Genomic DNA, 16,665 nt, shown 5'->3' on the forward strand with positions numbered 1-16,665 from the left:
GGTTACGCCCCGCCGATTCCCCGGGTCGCTGCGCTCCTGCCCGCCGGATCGAAGAATTCGATGGCCCTCTCGACGCCGGCAACCAGCCGGTCCACCTCGTCGAGGGTGTTGTACACCCCGAACGACGCTCTCGCGGTGGCCGCGACGCCGAACCGCCGGTGCAGCGGCCACGCACAGTGGTGGCCGACGCGAACCGCGATGCCCTCGTCGTCGAGGACCTGGCCGACGTCGTGCGCGTGAACCCCGTCGACGACGAAGCTCACGGGCGACCCGCGATGCTCCCCCGCGGCCGGGCCGATGATCCGGACACCAGCGATACCCGACAGCCCGTCCAGCGCGGCGGACACCAGCTCGTCCTCGTGCGCTTCGACGACGTCCATCCCGATCTCGGTGAGATACCTTGCGGCGGCGGCCAATCCGACCACCTGAGATGTCATCGGGGTACCCGCCTCGAACCGCTGCGGAGCAGGCGCGTAGGTGGTGGACTCCATGGTCACGGTCTCGATCATCGAGCCGCCCGTGAGGAACGGGGGCATGCCGCCGAGCAGTTCCCGGCGCCCGTACAGCACGCCGATGCCGGTGGGACCCAACATCTTGTGACCGGAGAACGCGGCATAGTCGACGTCGAGGGCATGGAAGTCGACGGGCTGGTGCGGAACCGACTGGCACGCGTCGAGCACCGTCAGTGCGCCGACCGCCTTGGCGCGTGACACCAGCTCGGGAACCGGCGCAATCGCCCCGGTGACGTTCGAATGATGACTGAAGGCAACGACCTTGACGCGTTCGTCGAGCGCCAGCGAATCGAGGTCGATGCGGCCGTCGTCGGTGACCCCGTACCAGCGCAGCGTCGCGCCGGTGCGACGGGCCAACTCCTGCCACGGGATCAGGTTGGCGTGGTGTTCCAACTCGGTGGTGACGATGACGTCACCCGGCCCGACGGCCCGGTCGAACCGGTCATCGCCGAGCGCGTAGGAGACCAGGTTGATCGACTCGGTGGCGTTCTTCGTGAAGACCAACTCGTCGACGTCGGCACCGACGAAGGCCGCGATGTCCTCGCGACCCTGCTCATAGGCGTCGGTCGACTCCTCCATCAGCTGGTGAGCGCCGCGGTGCACCGAGCCGTTGGACGTGGTGAGGAAGTGTCGTTCGGCATCGAGCACCTGCGACGGCTTCTGCGACGTCGCACCGGAATCCAGATAGGCCAACTGGTTTCCGCCACGCATCCGCCGACCGAGGATCGGGAAGTCCGCCCGGATCTCGGCCAGTCGAGTGGCGTCCACAGTCCGCACCGAAGCGGTCACGTTACGCTCCGACCGCCTGGGTGAAGCGCTCGTAACCGTTGGCCTCGAGCTCGTCGGCGAGCTCGGGTCCGCCGGACTCGATGATCCGACCGTCGTAGAACACGTGGACGAACTGCGGCTGGATGTAGCGCAGGATGCGGGTGTAGTGGGTGATCAGCAGGACGCCGGCATGCTCGGCCTCGGCGTAGCGGTTCACGCCCTCGCTGACCACGCGAAGGGCGTCGACGTCGAGACCCGAGTCGGTCTCGTCGAGGATGGCGATCTTCGGCTTGAGCAAGCCCAGCTGGAGGATCTCGTGGCGCTTCTTCTCGCCGCCCGAGAAGCCCTCGTTGACGCTGCGCTCGCTGAACGCCGGGTCGATGTCCAGATCGCTCATCGCGGTCTTGACCTCCTTGACCCAGTGCCGCAGCTTGGGTGCCTCGCCGCGCACCGCGGTCGCGGCCGTGCGCAGGAAGTTCGACATCGACACCCCGGGCACCTCGATCGGGTATTGCATGGCGAGGAACAGCCCGGCACGCGCGCGCTCGTCGACGGTCATCTCGAGGACGTCCTGCTCGTCGAGGGTGATCGACCCCGAGGTGACGGTGTACTTGGGATGGCCCGCGATGGCGTAGGACAGTGTCGACTTGCCGGAACCGTTGGGCCCCATCACCGCATGGGTCTCCCCCGACTTCACGGTCAGGTTCACGCCCTTGAGGATCTCGATGTCAGCGCCTCCGTCGGCGTTGACGACGGAGACGCGCAGGTCCTTGACTTCCAATGTGGTCATGATCAGCTACTCTTCGATTCGGTGATGGCTAGTTCTCGTTCGATGGCTTCGGTGAGGCGCTCCCGCACCTCGGGGACGGCGATCTTGGCGATGATCTCGCCGAAGAAACCGCGCACCACGAGGCGTCGCGCCTGGTCCTCCGGGATGCCGCGGGCCCGCAGGTAGAACAACTGTTCGTCGTCGAAACGCCCTGTCGCACTGGCGTGTCCGGCGCCGACGATCTCGCCGGTCTCGATCTCCAGGTTCGGCACCGAATCGGCGCGCGCCCCGTCGGTGAGCACCAGGTTGCGGTTCACCTCGAAGGTGTCCGTGCCGGTGGCCTCCGCGCGGATCAGCACGTCGCCGATCCACACTGTGTGGGCATCGGGGCGATCCGAATCCGGATCCCCTTGCAGCGCACCCTTGTACAGCACGTCGGACTTGCAGTTGGGCTGCGAGTGGTCGACGAGCAACCGCGACTCGAAGTGCTGGCCGTCGTCGGCGAAGTAGGTGCCGAGCAGCTGCGCGGTCCCGCCGGGTCCGGCGAACCGCGTCGTCGCCGAGGTCCGCACGACGTCGCCACCGAGGGTGACCACGACGTGGCTGAGCGACGCGTCCTTGCCCAACCGGGCATGGTGAGCGCTGACGTTCACCGTGTCGTCGGCCCAGTCGGCGATCCAGATCAGGTCGAGACCGGCGGCGTCACCGACGACGATCTCCACGTTGTCGGCGTAGGTTCCACTGCCCCGCAGGTCTACGACCACGGTGGCCCTGGCGAGCTCGGCGACACGGATCTGCAGGTGCCCATAGGCCGTCGCCCCCTCGCCGGGACCAGTGACGGTGATCTCGATGGGTTCGGCCACCTCGGTGTCACGCGCCACGCTGACGACCGTCGCCTGAGTGAACGACGAGAACGCTTGCGCCGCAACCCGATCAGCAGGAGTGCCGGCCTGGCCGAGCCGATCGTCGTCGCGACCAACGGTCTCGACGGTCACGCCCGGGCGCTCGACCACTTCGATCCGAGCCTCCCCCGTCGCGGCCGCAGACCCGTCGTGCAGCCCGCGCAACCGCTTCAGCGGGGTGAACCGCCAGAGTTCGTCACGACCGCCGGGCACCTCGAAGGCGGCGACGTCGAACGAGCTGAACAGCTCTCCCTTGTTGCGGCCTTCCAGGGACTCGGTGAGATTCTGAGTCACTTAACCGACCGCCCCTTCCATCTGCAGTTCGATCAGCCGGTTCAGCTCGAGCGCGTACTCCATCGGGAGCTCCTTGGCGATCGGTTCCACGAAGCCGCGCACCACCATGGCCATCGCCTCGTCCTCGGTCATGCCGCGGCTCATCAGGTAGAACAGCTGATCGGCGCTGACCTTGGAGACGGTCGCTTCGTGACCCATCGTGACGTCATCCTCGCGGATGTCGACGTACGGGTAGGTGTCGCTGCGGCTGATCGAATCGACCAGGAGCGCATCGCATTTCACGCTGGAGCGGGAACCGTGGGCACCCTTGTTGATCTGCACCAGGCCGCGGTACGACGCCCGGCCGCCGCCGCGCGCGACGGACTTGGAGACGATGTTGCTCGACGTGTTGGGCGCCAGATGCAGCATCTTGGCGCCGGTGTCCTGGTGCTGGCCCTCGCCGGCGAACGCCACCGAGAGCACCTCGCCCTTGGCGTGCTCGCCGGTCATCCAGACCGCCGGGTACTTCATGGTGACCTTCGAACCGATGTTGCCGTCGACCCACTCCATGGTGGCGCCCGCCTCGGCCCTGGCCCGCTTGGTGACCAGGTTGTAGACGTTGTTCGACCAGTTCTGGATGGTGGTGTAGCGGCACCGGCCACCCGGCTTGACGACGATCTCGACGACCGCGGAGTGCAGCGAATCGCTCTTGTAGATCGGCGCGGTGCAGCCCTCGACGTAGTGCACGTAGGCGTCCTCGTCGACGATGATCAGCGTGCGCTCGAACTGGCCCATGTTCTCGGTGTTGATCCGGAAGTAGGCCTGTAGCGGGATGTCGACGTGGACACCCTTGGGCACGTAGATGAACGAGCCACCCGACCACACGGCCGTGTTCAGCGCCGAGAACTTGTTGTCCCCGGCGGGGATCACCGTGCCGAAGTACTCCTTGAACAGCTCCGGATGCTGCTTGAGCGCAGAGTCGGTGTCGAGGAAGATGACGCCCTCGGCCTCGAGATCCTCGCGGATCGAGTGGTACACCACCTCGGACTCGTACTGCGCGGCGACGCCGGAGACCAGACGCTGCTTCTCGGCCTCGGGGATGCCGAGACGGTCATAGGTGTTCTTGATGTCGGCGGGCAAGTCGTCCCACGTGGCGGCCTGCTTCTCGCTGGAGCGCACGAAGTACTTGATGTTGTCGAAGAAGATGCCCTCGAGGTTGGAGCCCCAGTTCGGCATCGGCTTCTTGTCGAACGTGCGCAGCGCCTTGAGCCGCATCGCCAGCATCCACTCGGGCTCGCTTTTCTTGGCCGAGATGTCGCGCACGACGGCCTCGGACAGGCCGCGCTGCGCACTCGCGCCCGCGACGTCGGAGTCCGACCAGCCGTAGCCGTAGGTGCCCAGGGAGGCAATGGCTTCCTCTTGGGTCAGGATCTCGGGGGTGGTCGTCATGTCGACGCTCCTAGGTTCTCGATGGCTGCTTGATCTTCGATGGCTGCGTGGTGAGAGTCGGTGTGGGCTGTGCGCCTGGCGGGTTCGGGGATGAGCGGAACGTGGGTGGTACAGGCGAAGTCACCGTTGACGATGGTCGCCAGCCTCTGTACGTGGGTACCCAGGATGTCGGCGAACGCTTCCCTTTCTGCGTCGCACAATTCGGGGAACTCCTCCGCGACGTGCGACACCGGGCAGTGGTGCTGACATATCTGCACCCCGTCGATCGGGCCGGTGACCCGCGTCGTGGTGGTGGCGTAACCGGCCTCGGTCAGCGCGGATGCGACGCGGTCGGCAGTCGGTACAACGTCACTGCCCCCCGGGGTTACTCCCGAAAGGATGGTGTCGATGCGCCGCCGCGCGAAGGTGCGGATGGCGACGTCGCCGCCGACCTCGCGGAGCTGCCGCAGCGCGGCCACGGCCAGATCGTCGTAGGCATGGTCGAGCTTGGCGCGACCCGCGGCGGTGAGCCGGTACCTCTTGGCGGGACGACCCCGGCCGTTGTGCTGCCACGCTGCCGCGGCGGTCGATTCGGCGTCGCCGCCGTCGACGAGGGCGTCCAGGTGTCGGCGCACCCCGGCTGCCGAGATGCCGAGGCGATCACCGATCTCGCCGGCGGTCGTCGGCCCTTCGAGCAGCAACTGCACGATCGACTGGCGGGTGTGTCCGTCGGGGGGTGACGCGGTGCCCGTGGAAATGCCACCAGCGCCCTCGACCTCACTGCGGATTTTCACAACACCATTGTGACGGAATTCGGCAAACGGGTCTAGCAAGGCAACCCTTAGGTAGGCGACTTACTACGCTGCGTGCATGGCCGCCCGTCGTCCGCTGAGCACCGCCGTCGCGCGGTGGCATGCCGACGAGACGACGGTCGGCTCGCCGCTGATCGCCTCCGAGGTCGCCTTCCTGCGCCGGACACGGGTGTTCGGCGCGACCGGCACGGTGCTAATGGCCATCGGCGCCCTTGGTGCGGGCGCCCGGCCGGTCGTGCAGGACCCGACGTTCGGTGTGCGACTGCTCAATCTTCCCTCCCGCATCCAGACCGTGTCACTGACCATGACGACGACGGGCGCGGTCATGATGGCGCTGGCGTGGCTGATGCTCGGACGCTTCGCCCTCGGAAGCCGGCGGATGTCGCGCAGCCAGTTGGACCGCACGCTGCTGCTGTGGGCACTACCGCTGCTGATCGCGCCGCCGATGTACAGCAAGGACGTCTACTCGTACCTCGCCCAAAGCCAGATCGCCCGCCTCGGGCTCGATCCCTACCGCGTCGGACCGGCCACCGGCCTCGGGCTCGACCACGTCTTCACCCTGTCCGTACCGAGCCTGTGGCGTGAGACGCCTGCGCCGTACGGCCCGCTGTTCCTGTGGATCGGCCGCGGCATCTCCGAGATCACAGGTGACAACATCGTCGCCGCCGTCCTCATTCACCGCATCGTCGTGCTGCTCGGCGTGGGGTTGATCGTCTGGGCCACCCCGCGATTGGCCCGCCGGTGCGGCGTGGCGGAGGTGAGTGCCCTCTGGCTGGGCCCGTGCAATCCGCTGCTGTTCATGCACCTAGTCGCCGGTATCCACAACGAGGCCCTGATGCTGGGCATGATGCTGACGGGCACCGAGTTCGCCCTGCGCGCGATCAGCCGTACCCGCGACAATTACCCGGCCGGCGTGCTGGTGCCACGCCCGCTGCACAGACCCCGCGGGCGCGAGGAGTGGGCGCGCTGGATGCCGCTGGCCATGCTGATCGCCGGCACGGTGTTGATCACCCTGTCGTCTCAGGTGAAGCTGCCGTCCCTGCTTGCGGTGGGGTTCGTGGCGATGGCCCTGGCGTACAAGTGGGGTGGCACCGTCCACGCGTTCTTCACCGCGGGCGGCCTGGTGGCGGCGATCGCGCTCGTGGTGACGGTCCTGGTCGGCTGGGCCAGCGGGCTGGGCTTTGGCTGGTTGTCGACCCTGGGAACCGCGAACGTCGTGCGGTCGTGGATGTCGCCGCCGACGCTGGTGGCCCTGGGGACCGGTCAGGTGGGCAACCTCCTCGGCCTGGGCGACCACACCACCGCGGTCCTCGGCCTCACCCGCGCGATGGGTGTGATCATCATCGCGATCCTGGTGTCGTGGCTGCTGCTCGCCGTACTGCGGGGGCGCCTGCATCCCGTCGGCGGGCTCGGCGTCGCGCTGGGTGCCACGGTGCTGTTGTTTCCGGTGGTGCAGCCGTGGTACCTCCTCTGGGCGATCATTCCGCTGGCCACGTGGGCGACGAGGCCCGGGTTCCGCGGCACGACGATCGTCATCACCCTGATCGTCGGCATCTTCGGACCGACCGCCAACGGTGACCGATTCGCGCTCTTCCAGATCCTCGATGCGACCGCCGCCAGCTTGGTGATCGTGCTGATCCTCATCGCCCTCACCTACCATCGGCTGCCATGGCGGCCGCTGCCCGACATAGACGCCACGGAACTGTCAGGATCTGCGCCACCGGTCGCCAAGTCCGACGCCTACGCTGAGTCACCGTGACCTCGGAAACCCCCGTGCGCCTCCGCGGCGTGACCAAGCGGTACGGGTCGACGACGGCGGTCGACGCACTCGACCTCGAGGTCCACCGCGCCGAGGTCCTGGCGCTTCTCGGACCCAATGGCGCAGGCAAGACGACGACCGTCGAGATGTGCGAGGGCTTCCTGAAGCCCGACTCGGGCACGATCGAGATCCTCGGCTTCGATCCGTTCGTCGACAACGCACGGGTACGGGAACGCATCGGGGTGATGCTGCAGGGCGGCGGTGGCTATCCCGCCGCGCGGGCGGGCGAGATGCTGGATCTCGTCGCCGCCTATTCGGCCGATCCGCTCGACCCGCAGTGGTTGATGGCGACCCTCGGCCTGACCGAGGCGGCCAGGACCACCTACCGCAGGCTGTCCGGTGGCCAGCAGCAGCGCCTCGCCCTGGCGTGTGCAGTGGTCGGTCGGCCCGAACTGGTCTTCCTCGACGAGCCGACCGCAGGCATGGACGCCCACGCGCGCATCGTGGTGTGGGACCTCATCGACGGGCTGCGGCGGGACGGCGTCACCGTCGTCCTGACCACCCACCAGCTCACCGAAGCCGAGCAACTCGCCGACCGGCTGGTGATCATCGACAACGGTGTCGCGGTGGCCGAGGGCACACCCGCCGAGTTGATGGGCCGGGGCGCAGAGAACCAGCTGCGATTCTCCGCCCCACCGAAACTCGATCTGTCACTGCTGATCTCGGCCCTTCCCGAGACGTACCAGGCGAGCGAGCTCAGTCCCGGCGAGTACCTCGTGGAGGGTGAGATCGATCCGCAGGTGCTGGCCACGGTCACCGCCTGGTGTGCGCGGCTGGACGTCCTGGCCACCGACATGCGCGTCGAACAGCGCAGCCTCGAGGACGTGTTCCTCGACATCACCGGACGGGAGTTGCGGTCGTGACGACCAATCGGTTCGAGCCGGGGACCTTTTCCCCCGACCCACGTCCGGCGACCGTGCCGCACATGCTGGCCGCCCAGTTCCGTCTCGAGTTGAAGCTGCTGCTCCGCAACGGCGAACAACTGCTGCTGACCATGTTCATCCCGATCACCCTGCTCATCGGGCTCACCCTCATGCCACTGGGGTCGTTCGGGCCCAATCGGGCAGCGACCTTCGTGCCCGCCATCATGGCGCTGGCGGTGATCTCGACGGCCTTCACGGGGCAGGCCATCGCGGTCGCGTTCGACCGCCGCTACGGCGCACTGAAACGTCTGGGCGCGACGGCGCTGCCGGTGTGGGGCATCATCGCCGGCAAGTCACTCGCCGTCGTCACCGTGGTCTTCTTGCAGGCGATTCTGTTGGGCGCCATCGGCTTTGCGCTCGGCTGGCGCCCCGCGATCGCGGGCCTGGCCCTCGGTGCGGTGATCATCGCGCTGGGTACGGCCGGGTTCACGGCCATGGGCCTGCTGCTCGGCGGCACCTTGCGGGCGGAGATCGTCCTCGCGGTCGCCAACCTGCTGTGGTTCGTGTTCGCCGGCCTCGGAGCGCTCACCGTGGAGGGGGACGTTCAGGGCGGCATGGTCTCCGACACCGCGCGATTCGTCGCGCGGTTGACGCCGTCGGGGGCGCTGACCGAGTCGCTCACCCAGGCTCTAACGGTGTCCGTGGACTGGTTCGGTGTCGCGGTGCTGGCCGGTTGGGGCGCCATCGCCGCGCTCGGTGCGCTGCGCTGGTTCCGTTTCACCTGACCAGCGGCCCCTACTACGGGCTGTAGTTAGAACTCCTCTACGATCGGGCCATGGCCGTCGGAGACCTGCGCGAAGCGCACCAGGACAGCCGTGGCCTGATGCGATTGGTCGACGCGCTCCCCCTGCCCAGCCTGCGGACGCAGCGCATCATTGCGTTCGCGGTGATCCTCACCCAGGGCGGCATCTCCGTCACGGGCGCGATCGTCCGCGTGACCGCCTCGGGCCTGGGCTGTCCGACCTGGCCGCAATGCTTCCCGGGCAGCTTCACACCGGTTCCGGTCTCCGAGGTACCGATCGTTCATCAGGCCGTCGAGTTCGGCAATCGATTGCTGACCTTCCTCGTCGTCCTCACCGCGGCACTCGCCGTACTCGCGGTGACCCGCTCTCGTCGTCGCCGCGAAGTGAAGCTCTACGCCTGGCTGATGCCGGCGTCCACCGTGGTGCAAGCGGTGATCGGCGGGATCACGGTCCTCACCGGCCTGTTGTGGTGGACCGTGGCGATCCACCTGCTGGTGTCCATGGCGATGGTCTGGCTGGCGGTGCTGCTGTTCGTCAAGATCGGCGAACCCGATGAAGGCGTGCCCGAGCTCCTGGTGCCAAAACCCCTGCGCCAGTTGACCGTTCTCAGCGCCATGGCCCTCGCGGTCGTCCTCGTCACCGGCACGATGGTGACCGGAGCCGGGCCGCACGCCGGCGACAAGAGTGTCGACGCGCCGGTGCCGAGACTGGGCCTCGACATCATCACGCTGGTCTACCGGCACTCGTCGCTGGTCGCCGCGTACCTGTCGCTGCTGATCGGGCTGGGCTTCGCGCTGCTCGCGGTCCGCGCGCCGCGACCGGTGACGCTGCGCCTGGTCGCCGTCCTCGTCCTGGTCGCCCTGCAGGGCATGGTGGGCACCGTGCAGTTCTTCACCGGGGTCCCCGCTGCACTGGTCGCCGTCCACGTAGCCGGTGCGGCGGCATGCACGGCGGCGACCGCCGCGCTATGGGCGTCGATGCGACCCAGATCGATGGGAGAGCGGGCCGAGCCCGAGCCGGTCCAGAGCTGACTCGACGCCGAGGGCGAACTGCCGCTGCTGCGTCGCGCGGGTGTCGTCGTCGAGTTGGCGCCACCCCAGAGACGGCTCGACGAGTTCGAGTTCCAACAGCCGCGGATCGTCGAGACCACCGATGACGTCGACGCGGGCGTAGAGCAGTTCGCCGACGTCGATGCCCAGTTTCGTCGTGGCCGCGGCCAGCGCGGCGTGCCCGACGTCCCACAGCTCGAAGTCCGGATCGGCCGGCCGCAGGGTCTCCTCGGCGTAGGTGCCGGAGGCGTCGAGCGCGGCCAGTTCCCCGGGCGGTGGCAGCAGCGGGCCCTTGGTGAAGGCGTGTGACGGGCGGCCGCCGAGGAACACCAGCGCGGTCTCGCCGTCGGCGATGCGCGGGTCGTAGGGCTGTACCAGTGCGGTGTGACCGTCGACCTGTAACGCGAGGGCATGCTCGCGGGCCTTGCCCACATCGGAGAATCGTTGCGCACCAACCGAACCCGCCCCGATGGCGGGTTTGACCACGACTTCGCCAGCCGGGATCCGCACCTTCTCCCCCGGAGCGAAGAACGCGCTCGGCACCGTCGGCACACCCGCAGCCGCGAGATCGGCCAGGTACCGCTTGTCGGTGTTCCACGCCACCACGGCGGGACTGTTGACCAGATTGCGGACGCGGCGGGTCCAGGCGAGGAACTCGTCGACCCGCTCGGTGTAGTCCCACGTCGCTCGGAGGATGACGAGATCCGCGTCGAGGGTCGCCGGGTCGTCCCATGACAGCCAGCGGGCGTGCAGACCCCTCGACCTCAGCGCGGGAACGAGCCCCGCGTCGTCACCGTCCCCGTTGACGAGGGCGTGACAACCTGCAAGGACGATGTGCGGATGGCGAACGTCGGGCCGCGCGAGCTTCACCTTGGAATGATAGGTGCCATGTATGCGATCGAAGTGACCGAAACCGGTGGACCCGAAGTCCTGACCTACGTCGAGAAGCCCGAGCCGGAACCCGGGCCCGGCCACGTGCTCATCAAGGCCGACGCCATCGGCGTCAACTTCATCGACACCTACGTCAGATCGGGCCTGTACCCCCGCGAACTACCGTTCATCGTCGGCACCGAAGTCTGCGGCACCGTGGCCGCCGTCGGTGACGACGTAGCGGCGCTCAACGTCGGGGATCGGGTGGTGACCGCCCAGGCCAACGGTGCCTATGCCCAATACTGCGTCGCACCAGCCGATTTCGTGGCCTACGTGCCCGATGCCGTGCCCGCCGAGGTGGCGGCGTCCGCGTTGCTCAAGGGGATGACCGCACACTATCTGCTCAAGTCGGTCTATCCGGTGCAGCAGGGCGACACGGTTCTGGTGCACGCCGGCGCCGGTGGTGTGGGACTGATCCTCACGCAGTGGGCGACCAGCATGGCGGTCAAGGTGATCACCACCGTCTCGACTACCGCGAAGGCCGAACTGTCCCGGCAGGCCGGCGCCGTCGAGGTCCTCGACTATCCGGAGGACCCCGAGGAGTTCGGTGCCAGGATCCGTGAGCTCACCGGCGGCCGGGGCGTCGCCGCCGTGTACGACGGGGTGGGTGCGTCGACGTTCGACGCCAGCCTCGCGAGCCTTGCCCTGCGCGGCACGCTCGCGCTGTTCGGCGCGTCCAGCGGCCCCGTGCCGCCCTTCGATCCACAGCGCCTCAACAGTGGGGGTTCGCTGTTCCTGACCCGGCCGACGCTGGCGCATTACACGCGCACACCCGACGAGTTCTCCTGGCGGGCCGGCGAACTGCTCGACGCGATTGCCACGGAGGCCATCTCGGTCACGGTGAGCGAGCGGTACCCCCTGGCCGACGCCGCCAACGCACACACCGACCTGCAGGGTCGCAAGACCGTGGGTTCAGTGGTGCTGGTTCCGTAGCCGTGCCCGACGACCTGATCGTGACGCGGGCGATCGTGGTGCCCGCGTCCGAGCTGAGCGAGCGCTTCTCGAGGTCGTCCGGGCCGGGCGGGCAGGGGGTGAATACTGCGGACAGCCGCGTGGAGCTGTCCTTCGACGTGGCCCGCGCACCGTCGGTGCCCGAGTGGTTGCGCTACCAGATGCTCTGCCGGCTGCGTAGCCGCCTGACCGCAGGCGTTCTCACCGTCACGGCCAGTGAACACCGCGGGCAGCTGCAGAACCGTGCCGCAGCCCGCGACCGCATGGCGCGCCTGCTCCGGGAGGCCGCTGCCGCCCCTCCGCCGACGCGTCGACCGACCAAGCCGTCACGGCGCGCGAAGGAACGTCGACTCGCCGACAAGAAGCGGCGGGGTGGCATCAAGCAGGGACGCGGAGGCGGCTGGGACCCGACCTAGATCAGTGGAGCAGCGTCGGCAACGCCAGCGCGGAGTCGACGGCCAAGGCGCAGAACACGACTGCTAGATAGTTGTTCGACTGCAGGAACAACCGCAGCGGCTTGACTGCCTCGCCGCGCTTCACCCCGGCATACAGCTGGTGGGCCATCGTCAGGAACCACGCGCCCGCGATCACGGCCACGGCGGCGTACAGCCATCCCGTGGCCAGGGCCAGCGCCAGCGTGGTCAGCACGGTCAGCCACGTGTAGATCAGGATCTGCTTGGTCACCTGACGTTCGGTGGCGACGACGGGCAGCATCGGCACGCCCGCGGCCTTGTAGTCGTCCTTGTAACGCATCGCCAGCGCCCAGGTGTGTGGCGGCGTCCAGAAGAAGATGATGCCGAACATCACCAGCGCCGGCCAACCGATGGTGCCGGTGACCGCGGACCAGCCGATCATCACCGGCATGCACCCCGCGGCGCCGCCCCACACCACGTTCTGCGACGTGCGCCGCTTCAGCAGCAGCGTGTAGACGAAGACGTAGAACGCAATGGTCGCGAGGGCCAGCACACCCGACAGCAGGTTGGTGGTCCACCACAGCCAGGCGAACGAAGCGACGGTCAACACCACGCCGAACACCAGCGCGTGCCGCGTCGGCACCGCGGCCCGGGCCAGAGGCCGCAGGGCGGTCCGCTTCATCACCTTGTCGATGTCGGCGTCGGCGACACAGTTCAGTGTGTTGGCGCCCGCCGCGGCCAGCATCCCACCAAAGAGGGTGTTGAGGATCAGCAGCGGGTCGACGGTGCCCCGGTCGGCCAGCAGCATCGCCGGGATGGTGGTCACCAGCAGGAGTTCGATGACCCGAGGCTTCGTCAGTGCCACGTACGCCAGCAGCGTGGTACGGGTTCGGCGCCAGCGCGACGTCGGGTTAGGCGCCTCGCGAAGGATACGGCGCTCGCGAATGCTCACGCAGTTGGTCTCCTCGGATATCGCGGCAGCACATGGCTTCTACTACAGGCGATGGTAGACCGTGGAACCGAGTGCTGGACAACGCAGGGTCACCGTAGGTGAACGCAGCACCAACTCGGCGACGCAGACTGCGGCGGTGAAGTGGTCCGCACTAGGGTATTCACTGACAGCTTGCCGACCCGAGGAGCTCGATCGTGACCACAGTGGAAGACATTTCCGCCCTTACCCGCCCACACCACCCGGACGACTGGGCCGATGTCGATTCCGTCGCCGTCGACACGGTGCGCGTGCTGGCCGCCGACGCGGTACAGAAGGTGGGCAACGGCCACCCCGGTACCGCGATGAGCCTGGCGCCATTGGCGTACACGCTGTTCCAGCGTCAGATGAGGCATGACCCGTCGGACGTGCACTGGCTGGGCCGGGACCGGTTCGTGCTGTCCTGCGGCCACAGCAGCCTGACCCTGTACCTCCAGCTCTACCTAGGCGGTTTCGGGCTGGAGCTCGAGGACATCGAAGCGCTGCGGACGTTCAAGTCCAAGACGCCGGGCCACCCCGAGTTCCGCCACACCAAGGGTGTGGAGATCACTACCGGCCCGCTGGGACAGGGCTTGGCCTCCGCGGTCGGCATGGCGATGGCGTCGCGCTACGAACGCGGTCTCTTCGACCCCGACGCGGCGCCGGGCACCAGCCCCTTCGACCACTTCATCTTCGTGATCGCCTCGGACGGCGACATGGAGGAAGGCATCACCAGCGAGGCCAGCTCACTGGCGGGCACCCAGCAACTCGGCAACCTGATCGTGTTCTACGACAAGAACCAGATCTCGATCGAGCACGACACCAACATCGCCCTCTCGGAGGACGTGCCTGCCCGGTACCGCGCCTACGGCTGGCACGTGCAGGAGGTCGAGGGCGGCGAGAACGTCACCGGCATCGAGGAGGCCATCGCCGCGGCGAAGGCCGTCACCGACAAGCCGTCGTTCATCGCGGTGCGCACGATCATCGGCTATCCGGCGCCCACCAAGATGAACACGGGCGGCGTGCACGGCTCGGCGCTGGGCGACGACGAGGTGGCCGCCACGAAGAAGGTGCTCGGCTTCGATCCGGAGAAGAAGTTCGAGGTGCGCGACGAGGTCATCGAGCACACCCGCAAGTTGGTCGAGCGCGGCCGCGAGGCCCACGAGAAGTGGCAGCCCGAGTTCGACGCGTGGGCCGAGCGCGAGCCAGAGCGCAAGAAATTGCTCGATCGGCTGATCGCCGAAGAGCTGCCCGACGGTTGGGACGCCGACATCACGTACTGGGAGCCGGGCTCCAAGTCGGTCGCCACCCGAGCCGCCTTCGGCCAGGTGCTCAACGACGTCGCGCCGAAGCTGCCCGAACTGTGGGGCGGCTCGGCCGATCTCGCCGGAAGCAACAACACCACCATCAAGGACGTGAAGTCGTTCGGTCCGCCGTCCATCTCCACGGAGGACTTCAAGGCGGACTGGTACGGCCGCGTGCTGCACTTCGGCATTCGCGAGCACGCGATGGGATCGATCCTCTCCGGCATCGTGCTGCACGGGCCCACGCGCGCGTTCGGCGGAACGTTCCTGCAGTTCTCGGACTACATGCGGCCCGCCGTGCGACTGGCGTCGCTGATGGACATCGACACCATCTACATCTGGACCCACGACTCCATCGGCCTCGGCGAGGACGGACCCACCCATCAGCCGATCGAGCACCTGGCTGCGCTTCGGGCCATCCCCAACCTGTCGGTGGTGCGCCCGGGCGATCCGAATGAGACGGCGTACGCGTGGCGCAGCATCATCGCGCGCGGCAACGGCAGTGGTCCCGTCGGTTTCATCCTGACCCGGCAGGGCATCCCGGTGCTGGAGGGCACGAACTTCGAAGGGGTGTCGAGGGGCGGCTATGTCCTCGGCGGGGGCACACCCGCCGACGATGCGGACGTCATCATCATCGGCACCGGCTCGGAACTGCAATTGGCGGTGGAGGCGAAGAAGTTGTTGGCGGAGAAGGACATCAACGCGTACGTCGTCTCGATGCCGTGCGTCGAGTGGTTCGAGAGCCAGCCCAAGGAGTATCGCGACAGCGTGCTGCCACCCGAGGTGTCGGCGCGCGTCGCGGTCGAGGCTGCCGTCGCGCAGAGCTGGCACAAGCTGGTCGGCGACACCGGCGAGATCGTCTCGATCGAGCACTATGGCGAGTCGGCGGACGACAAGACGTTGTTCCGCGAGTTCGGCTTCACGCCGGAGGCCGTCGCCGCGGCCGCCGAACGATCACTCGACAACTAAGGAGACTCATGACTCAGAACTCGAACCTCGCGGCGCTGAGCGCCGAAGGCGTATCGGTATGGCTGGACGACTTGTCGCGTGAGCGGCTGCAGACCGGCAACCTGCAGAACCTGATCGATACCAAGAGCGTGGTGGGCGTCACCACCAACCCGTCGATCTTCCAGGCCGCGCTGTCGAAGGGGGACGCCTACGACGCGCAGGTCAAGGAACTCGCCGAACAGGGCGCCGACGTGGAGGCCACCATCCGGACGGTCACCACCGACGACGTCCGCAACGCGTGCGATCTCTTGGCCAAGGCCTACGAAGCCTCCGACGGACTCGACGGGCGGGTGTCCATCGAGGTCGACCCGCGCATGGCGCGCGATCCCGACAAGACCATCCTTCAGGCCGTCGAACTGTGGAAGATCGTCGACCGGCCCAACCTGCTGATCAAGATCCCCGCCACCGAGGCGGGTCTGCCCGCGATCACCGCCGTGATCGCCGAGGGCATCTCGGTCAACGTCACGCTGATCTTCTCGGTCGAGCGGCACCGGTTGGTCATGGACGCCTACCTCGAGGGTCTGGAGAAGGCCAAGGAGGCCGGCCACGACCTCTCCAAGATCCACTCGGTGGCCTCGTTCTTCGTGTCTCGCGTCGACTCCGAGATCGACAAGCGACTCGAGGACATCGGCACCGAGGAGGCGCTGGAGCTGCGCGGTCAGGCCGGCGTCGCCAACGCCCGCCTCGCCTACGCCGCCTACCAGCAGGTGTTCGTGGGTGGCGAGCGCTACGCCAAGCTCTTCGCCGACGGCGCGCGGGTGCAGCGGCCGCTGTGGGCATCGACCGGCGTCAAGAATCCGGATTACTCCGACACCCTGTACGTCACCGAGCTGGTCGCCAAGAACACGGTGAACACCATGCCGGAGAAGACGATGGACGCCGTCGCCGATCACGGTGAGATCAAGGGCGACACGATCAGTGGCACCTCCGGCGCGGCGCAGATCCTCTTCGACCGGCTGGCCGCCATCGGCGTGGATCTGACCGACGTCTTTCTGACGCTGGAGAACGAAGGCGTCGACAAGTTCGAGAAGTCGTGGGGCGAGCTGCTCGAGGCGACCCAGGGTCAGCTGGACGAGAAGAAGTCCTGAGCCGAC

Annotated in this window: 15 protein-coding genes; 8 read left to right on the plus strand and 7 right to left on the minus strand. The window is 67.7% G+C overall.

Annotated elements, in window-relative coordinates:
* Positions 1-2 precede the first annotated feature (2 nt).
* From QUE68_RS15780 to QUE68_RS15800, 5 genes are read right to left on the minus strand one after another with little or no spacing between them, the layout of a single operon-like run.
* Positions 3-1,301: a cysteine desulfurase gene (locus tag QUE68_RS15780; protein WP_284235853.1), complete on the minus strand. Its 1,299-nt coding sequence runs from the start codon at positions 1,299-1,301 to the stop codon at positions 3-5.
* A 1-nt stretch (position 1,302) separates the two neighbouring features.
* Positions 1,303-2,070: a Fe-S cluster assembly ATPase SufC gene (gene sufC / locus QUE68_RS15785; protein ID WP_284235852.1), complete on the minus strand. Its 768-nt coding sequence runs from the start codon at positions 2,068-2,070 to the stop codon at positions 1,303-1,305.
* A 2-nt stretch (positions 2,071-2,072) separates the two neighbouring features.
* On the minus strand, positions 2,073-3,245 hold the full coding sequence (gene sufD, locus QUE68_RS15790; protein WP_284235850.1) for a Fe-S cluster assembly protein SufD: 1,173 nt from the start codon (positions 3,243-3,245) through the stop codon (positions 2,073-2,075).
* Positions 3,246-4,673, minus strand: a complete 1,428-nt coding sequence (gene sufB, locus QUE68_RS15795; protein ID WP_284227023.1) for a Fe-S cluster assembly protein SufB — start codon at positions 4,671-4,673, stop codon at positions 3,246-3,248.
* Positions 4,670-5,440 carry a helix-turn-helix transcriptional regulator gene (locus QUE68_RS15800; RefSeq protein ID WP_284236218.1) on the minus strand — a complete coding sequence of 257 codons (771 nt, stop codon included), beginning with the start codon at positions 5,438-5,440 and terminating at the stop codon, positions 4,670-4,672. Before QUE68_RS15800 ends, sufB begins: the two co-directional genes overlap by 4 nt.
* 82 nt (positions 5,441-5,522) lie before the next feature.
* Between QUE68_RS15800 and mptB the strand changes: the two genes are divergently transcribed.
* From mptB to QUE68_RS15820, 4 genes are read left to right on the plus strand one after another with little or no spacing between them, the layout of a single operon-like run.
* A complete protein-coding gene (mptB, locus tag QUE68_RS15805; RefSeq protein WP_284235849.1) occupies positions 5,523-7,223 on the plus strand; it encodes a polyprenol phosphomannose-dependent alpha 1,6 mannosyltransferase MptB in 1,701 nt (566 codons plus the stop codon).
* Positions 7,220-8,146, plus strand: coding sequence for an ABC transporter ATP-binding protein (locus QUE68_RS15810; RefSeq protein ID WP_284227025.1), 927 nt, complete (start codon positions 7,220-7,222; stop codon positions 8,144-8,146). Before mptB ends, QUE68_RS15810 begins: the two co-directional genes overlap by 4 nt.
* Positions 8,143-8,931 carry an ABC transporter permease gene (locus tag QUE68_RS15815; RefSeq protein WP_284227026.1) on the plus strand — a complete coding sequence of 263 codons (789 nt, stop codon included), beginning with the start codon at positions 8,143-8,145 and terminating at the stop codon, positions 8,929-8,931. The genes QUE68_RS15810 and QUE68_RS15815 overlap by 4 nt, the downstream gene beginning before the upstream one ends.
* A 50-nt stretch (positions 8,932-8,981) precedes the next feature.
* Positions 8,982-9,980, plus strand: a complete 999-nt coding sequence (locus QUE68_RS15820; RefSeq protein WP_284235847.1) for a COX15/CtaA family protein — start codon at positions 8,982-8,984, stop codon at positions 9,978-9,980.
* On the opposite strand, the gene QUE68_RS15825 is transcribed toward QUE68_RS15820, so the two are convergent.
* A complete protein-coding gene (locus QUE68_RS15825) occupies positions 9,915-10,868 on the minus strand; it encodes an ATP-grasp domain-containing protein (protein WP_284235845.1) in 954 nt (317 codons plus the stop codon). The two genes, QUE68_RS15820 and QUE68_RS15825, sit on opposite strands and share 66 nt — an antisense overlap.
* A gap of 18 nt (positions 10,869-10,886) precedes the next feature.
* On the opposite strand from QUE68_RS15825, the gene QUE68_RS15830 reads away from it, so the two are divergent.
* Positions 10,887-11,861, plus strand: a complete 975-nt coding sequence (locus QUE68_RS15830; protein WP_284227029.1) for a quinone oxidoreductase family protein — start codon at positions 10,887-10,889, stop codon at positions 11,859-11,861.
* 2 nt (positions 11,862-11,863) lie between these two features.
* Complete coding sequence (arfB, locus tag QUE68_RS15835; protein ID WP_284235843.1) at positions 11,864-12,295, plus strand: alternative ribosome rescue aminoacyl-tRNA hydrolase ArfB; 432 nt, start codon at positions 11,864-11,866, stop codon at positions 12,293-12,295.
* 1 nt (position 12,296) lies between these two features.
* Here the strand turns inward: arfB and QUE68_RS15840 are convergent, their stop codons facing one another.
* Complete coding sequence (locus QUE68_RS15840; protein ID WP_284227031.1) at positions 12,297-13,244, minus strand: heme o synthase; 948 nt, start codon at positions 13,242-13,244, stop codon at positions 12,297-12,299.
* Positions 13,245-13,438: 194 nt separating this feature from the next.
* Here QUE68_RS15840 and tkt point away from each other — a divergent pair, with 194 nt between their 5' ends.
* Both tkt and tal read left to right on the plus strand, forming a co-directional pair.
* A complete protein-coding gene (gene tkt, locus QUE68_RS15845) occupies positions 13,439-15,532 on the plus strand; it encodes a transketolase (protein WP_284235841.1) in 2,094 nt (697 codons plus the stop codon).
* A gap of 8 nt (positions 15,533-15,540) precedes the next feature.
* Positions 15,541-16,659: a transaldolase gene (tal, locus tag QUE68_RS15850; protein ID WP_284227033.1), complete on the plus strand. Its 1,119-nt coding sequence runs from the start codon at positions 15,541-15,543 to the stop codon at positions 16,657-16,659.
* Positions 16,660-16,665 lie beyond the last annotated feature (6 nt).

The organism is Mycolicibacterium sp. TUM20985, from assembly GCF_030295745.1.
In the GTDB taxonomy this organism is placed as follows: domain Bacteria; phylum Actinomycetota; class Actinomycetes; order Mycobacteriales; family Mycobacteriaceae; genus Mycobacterium.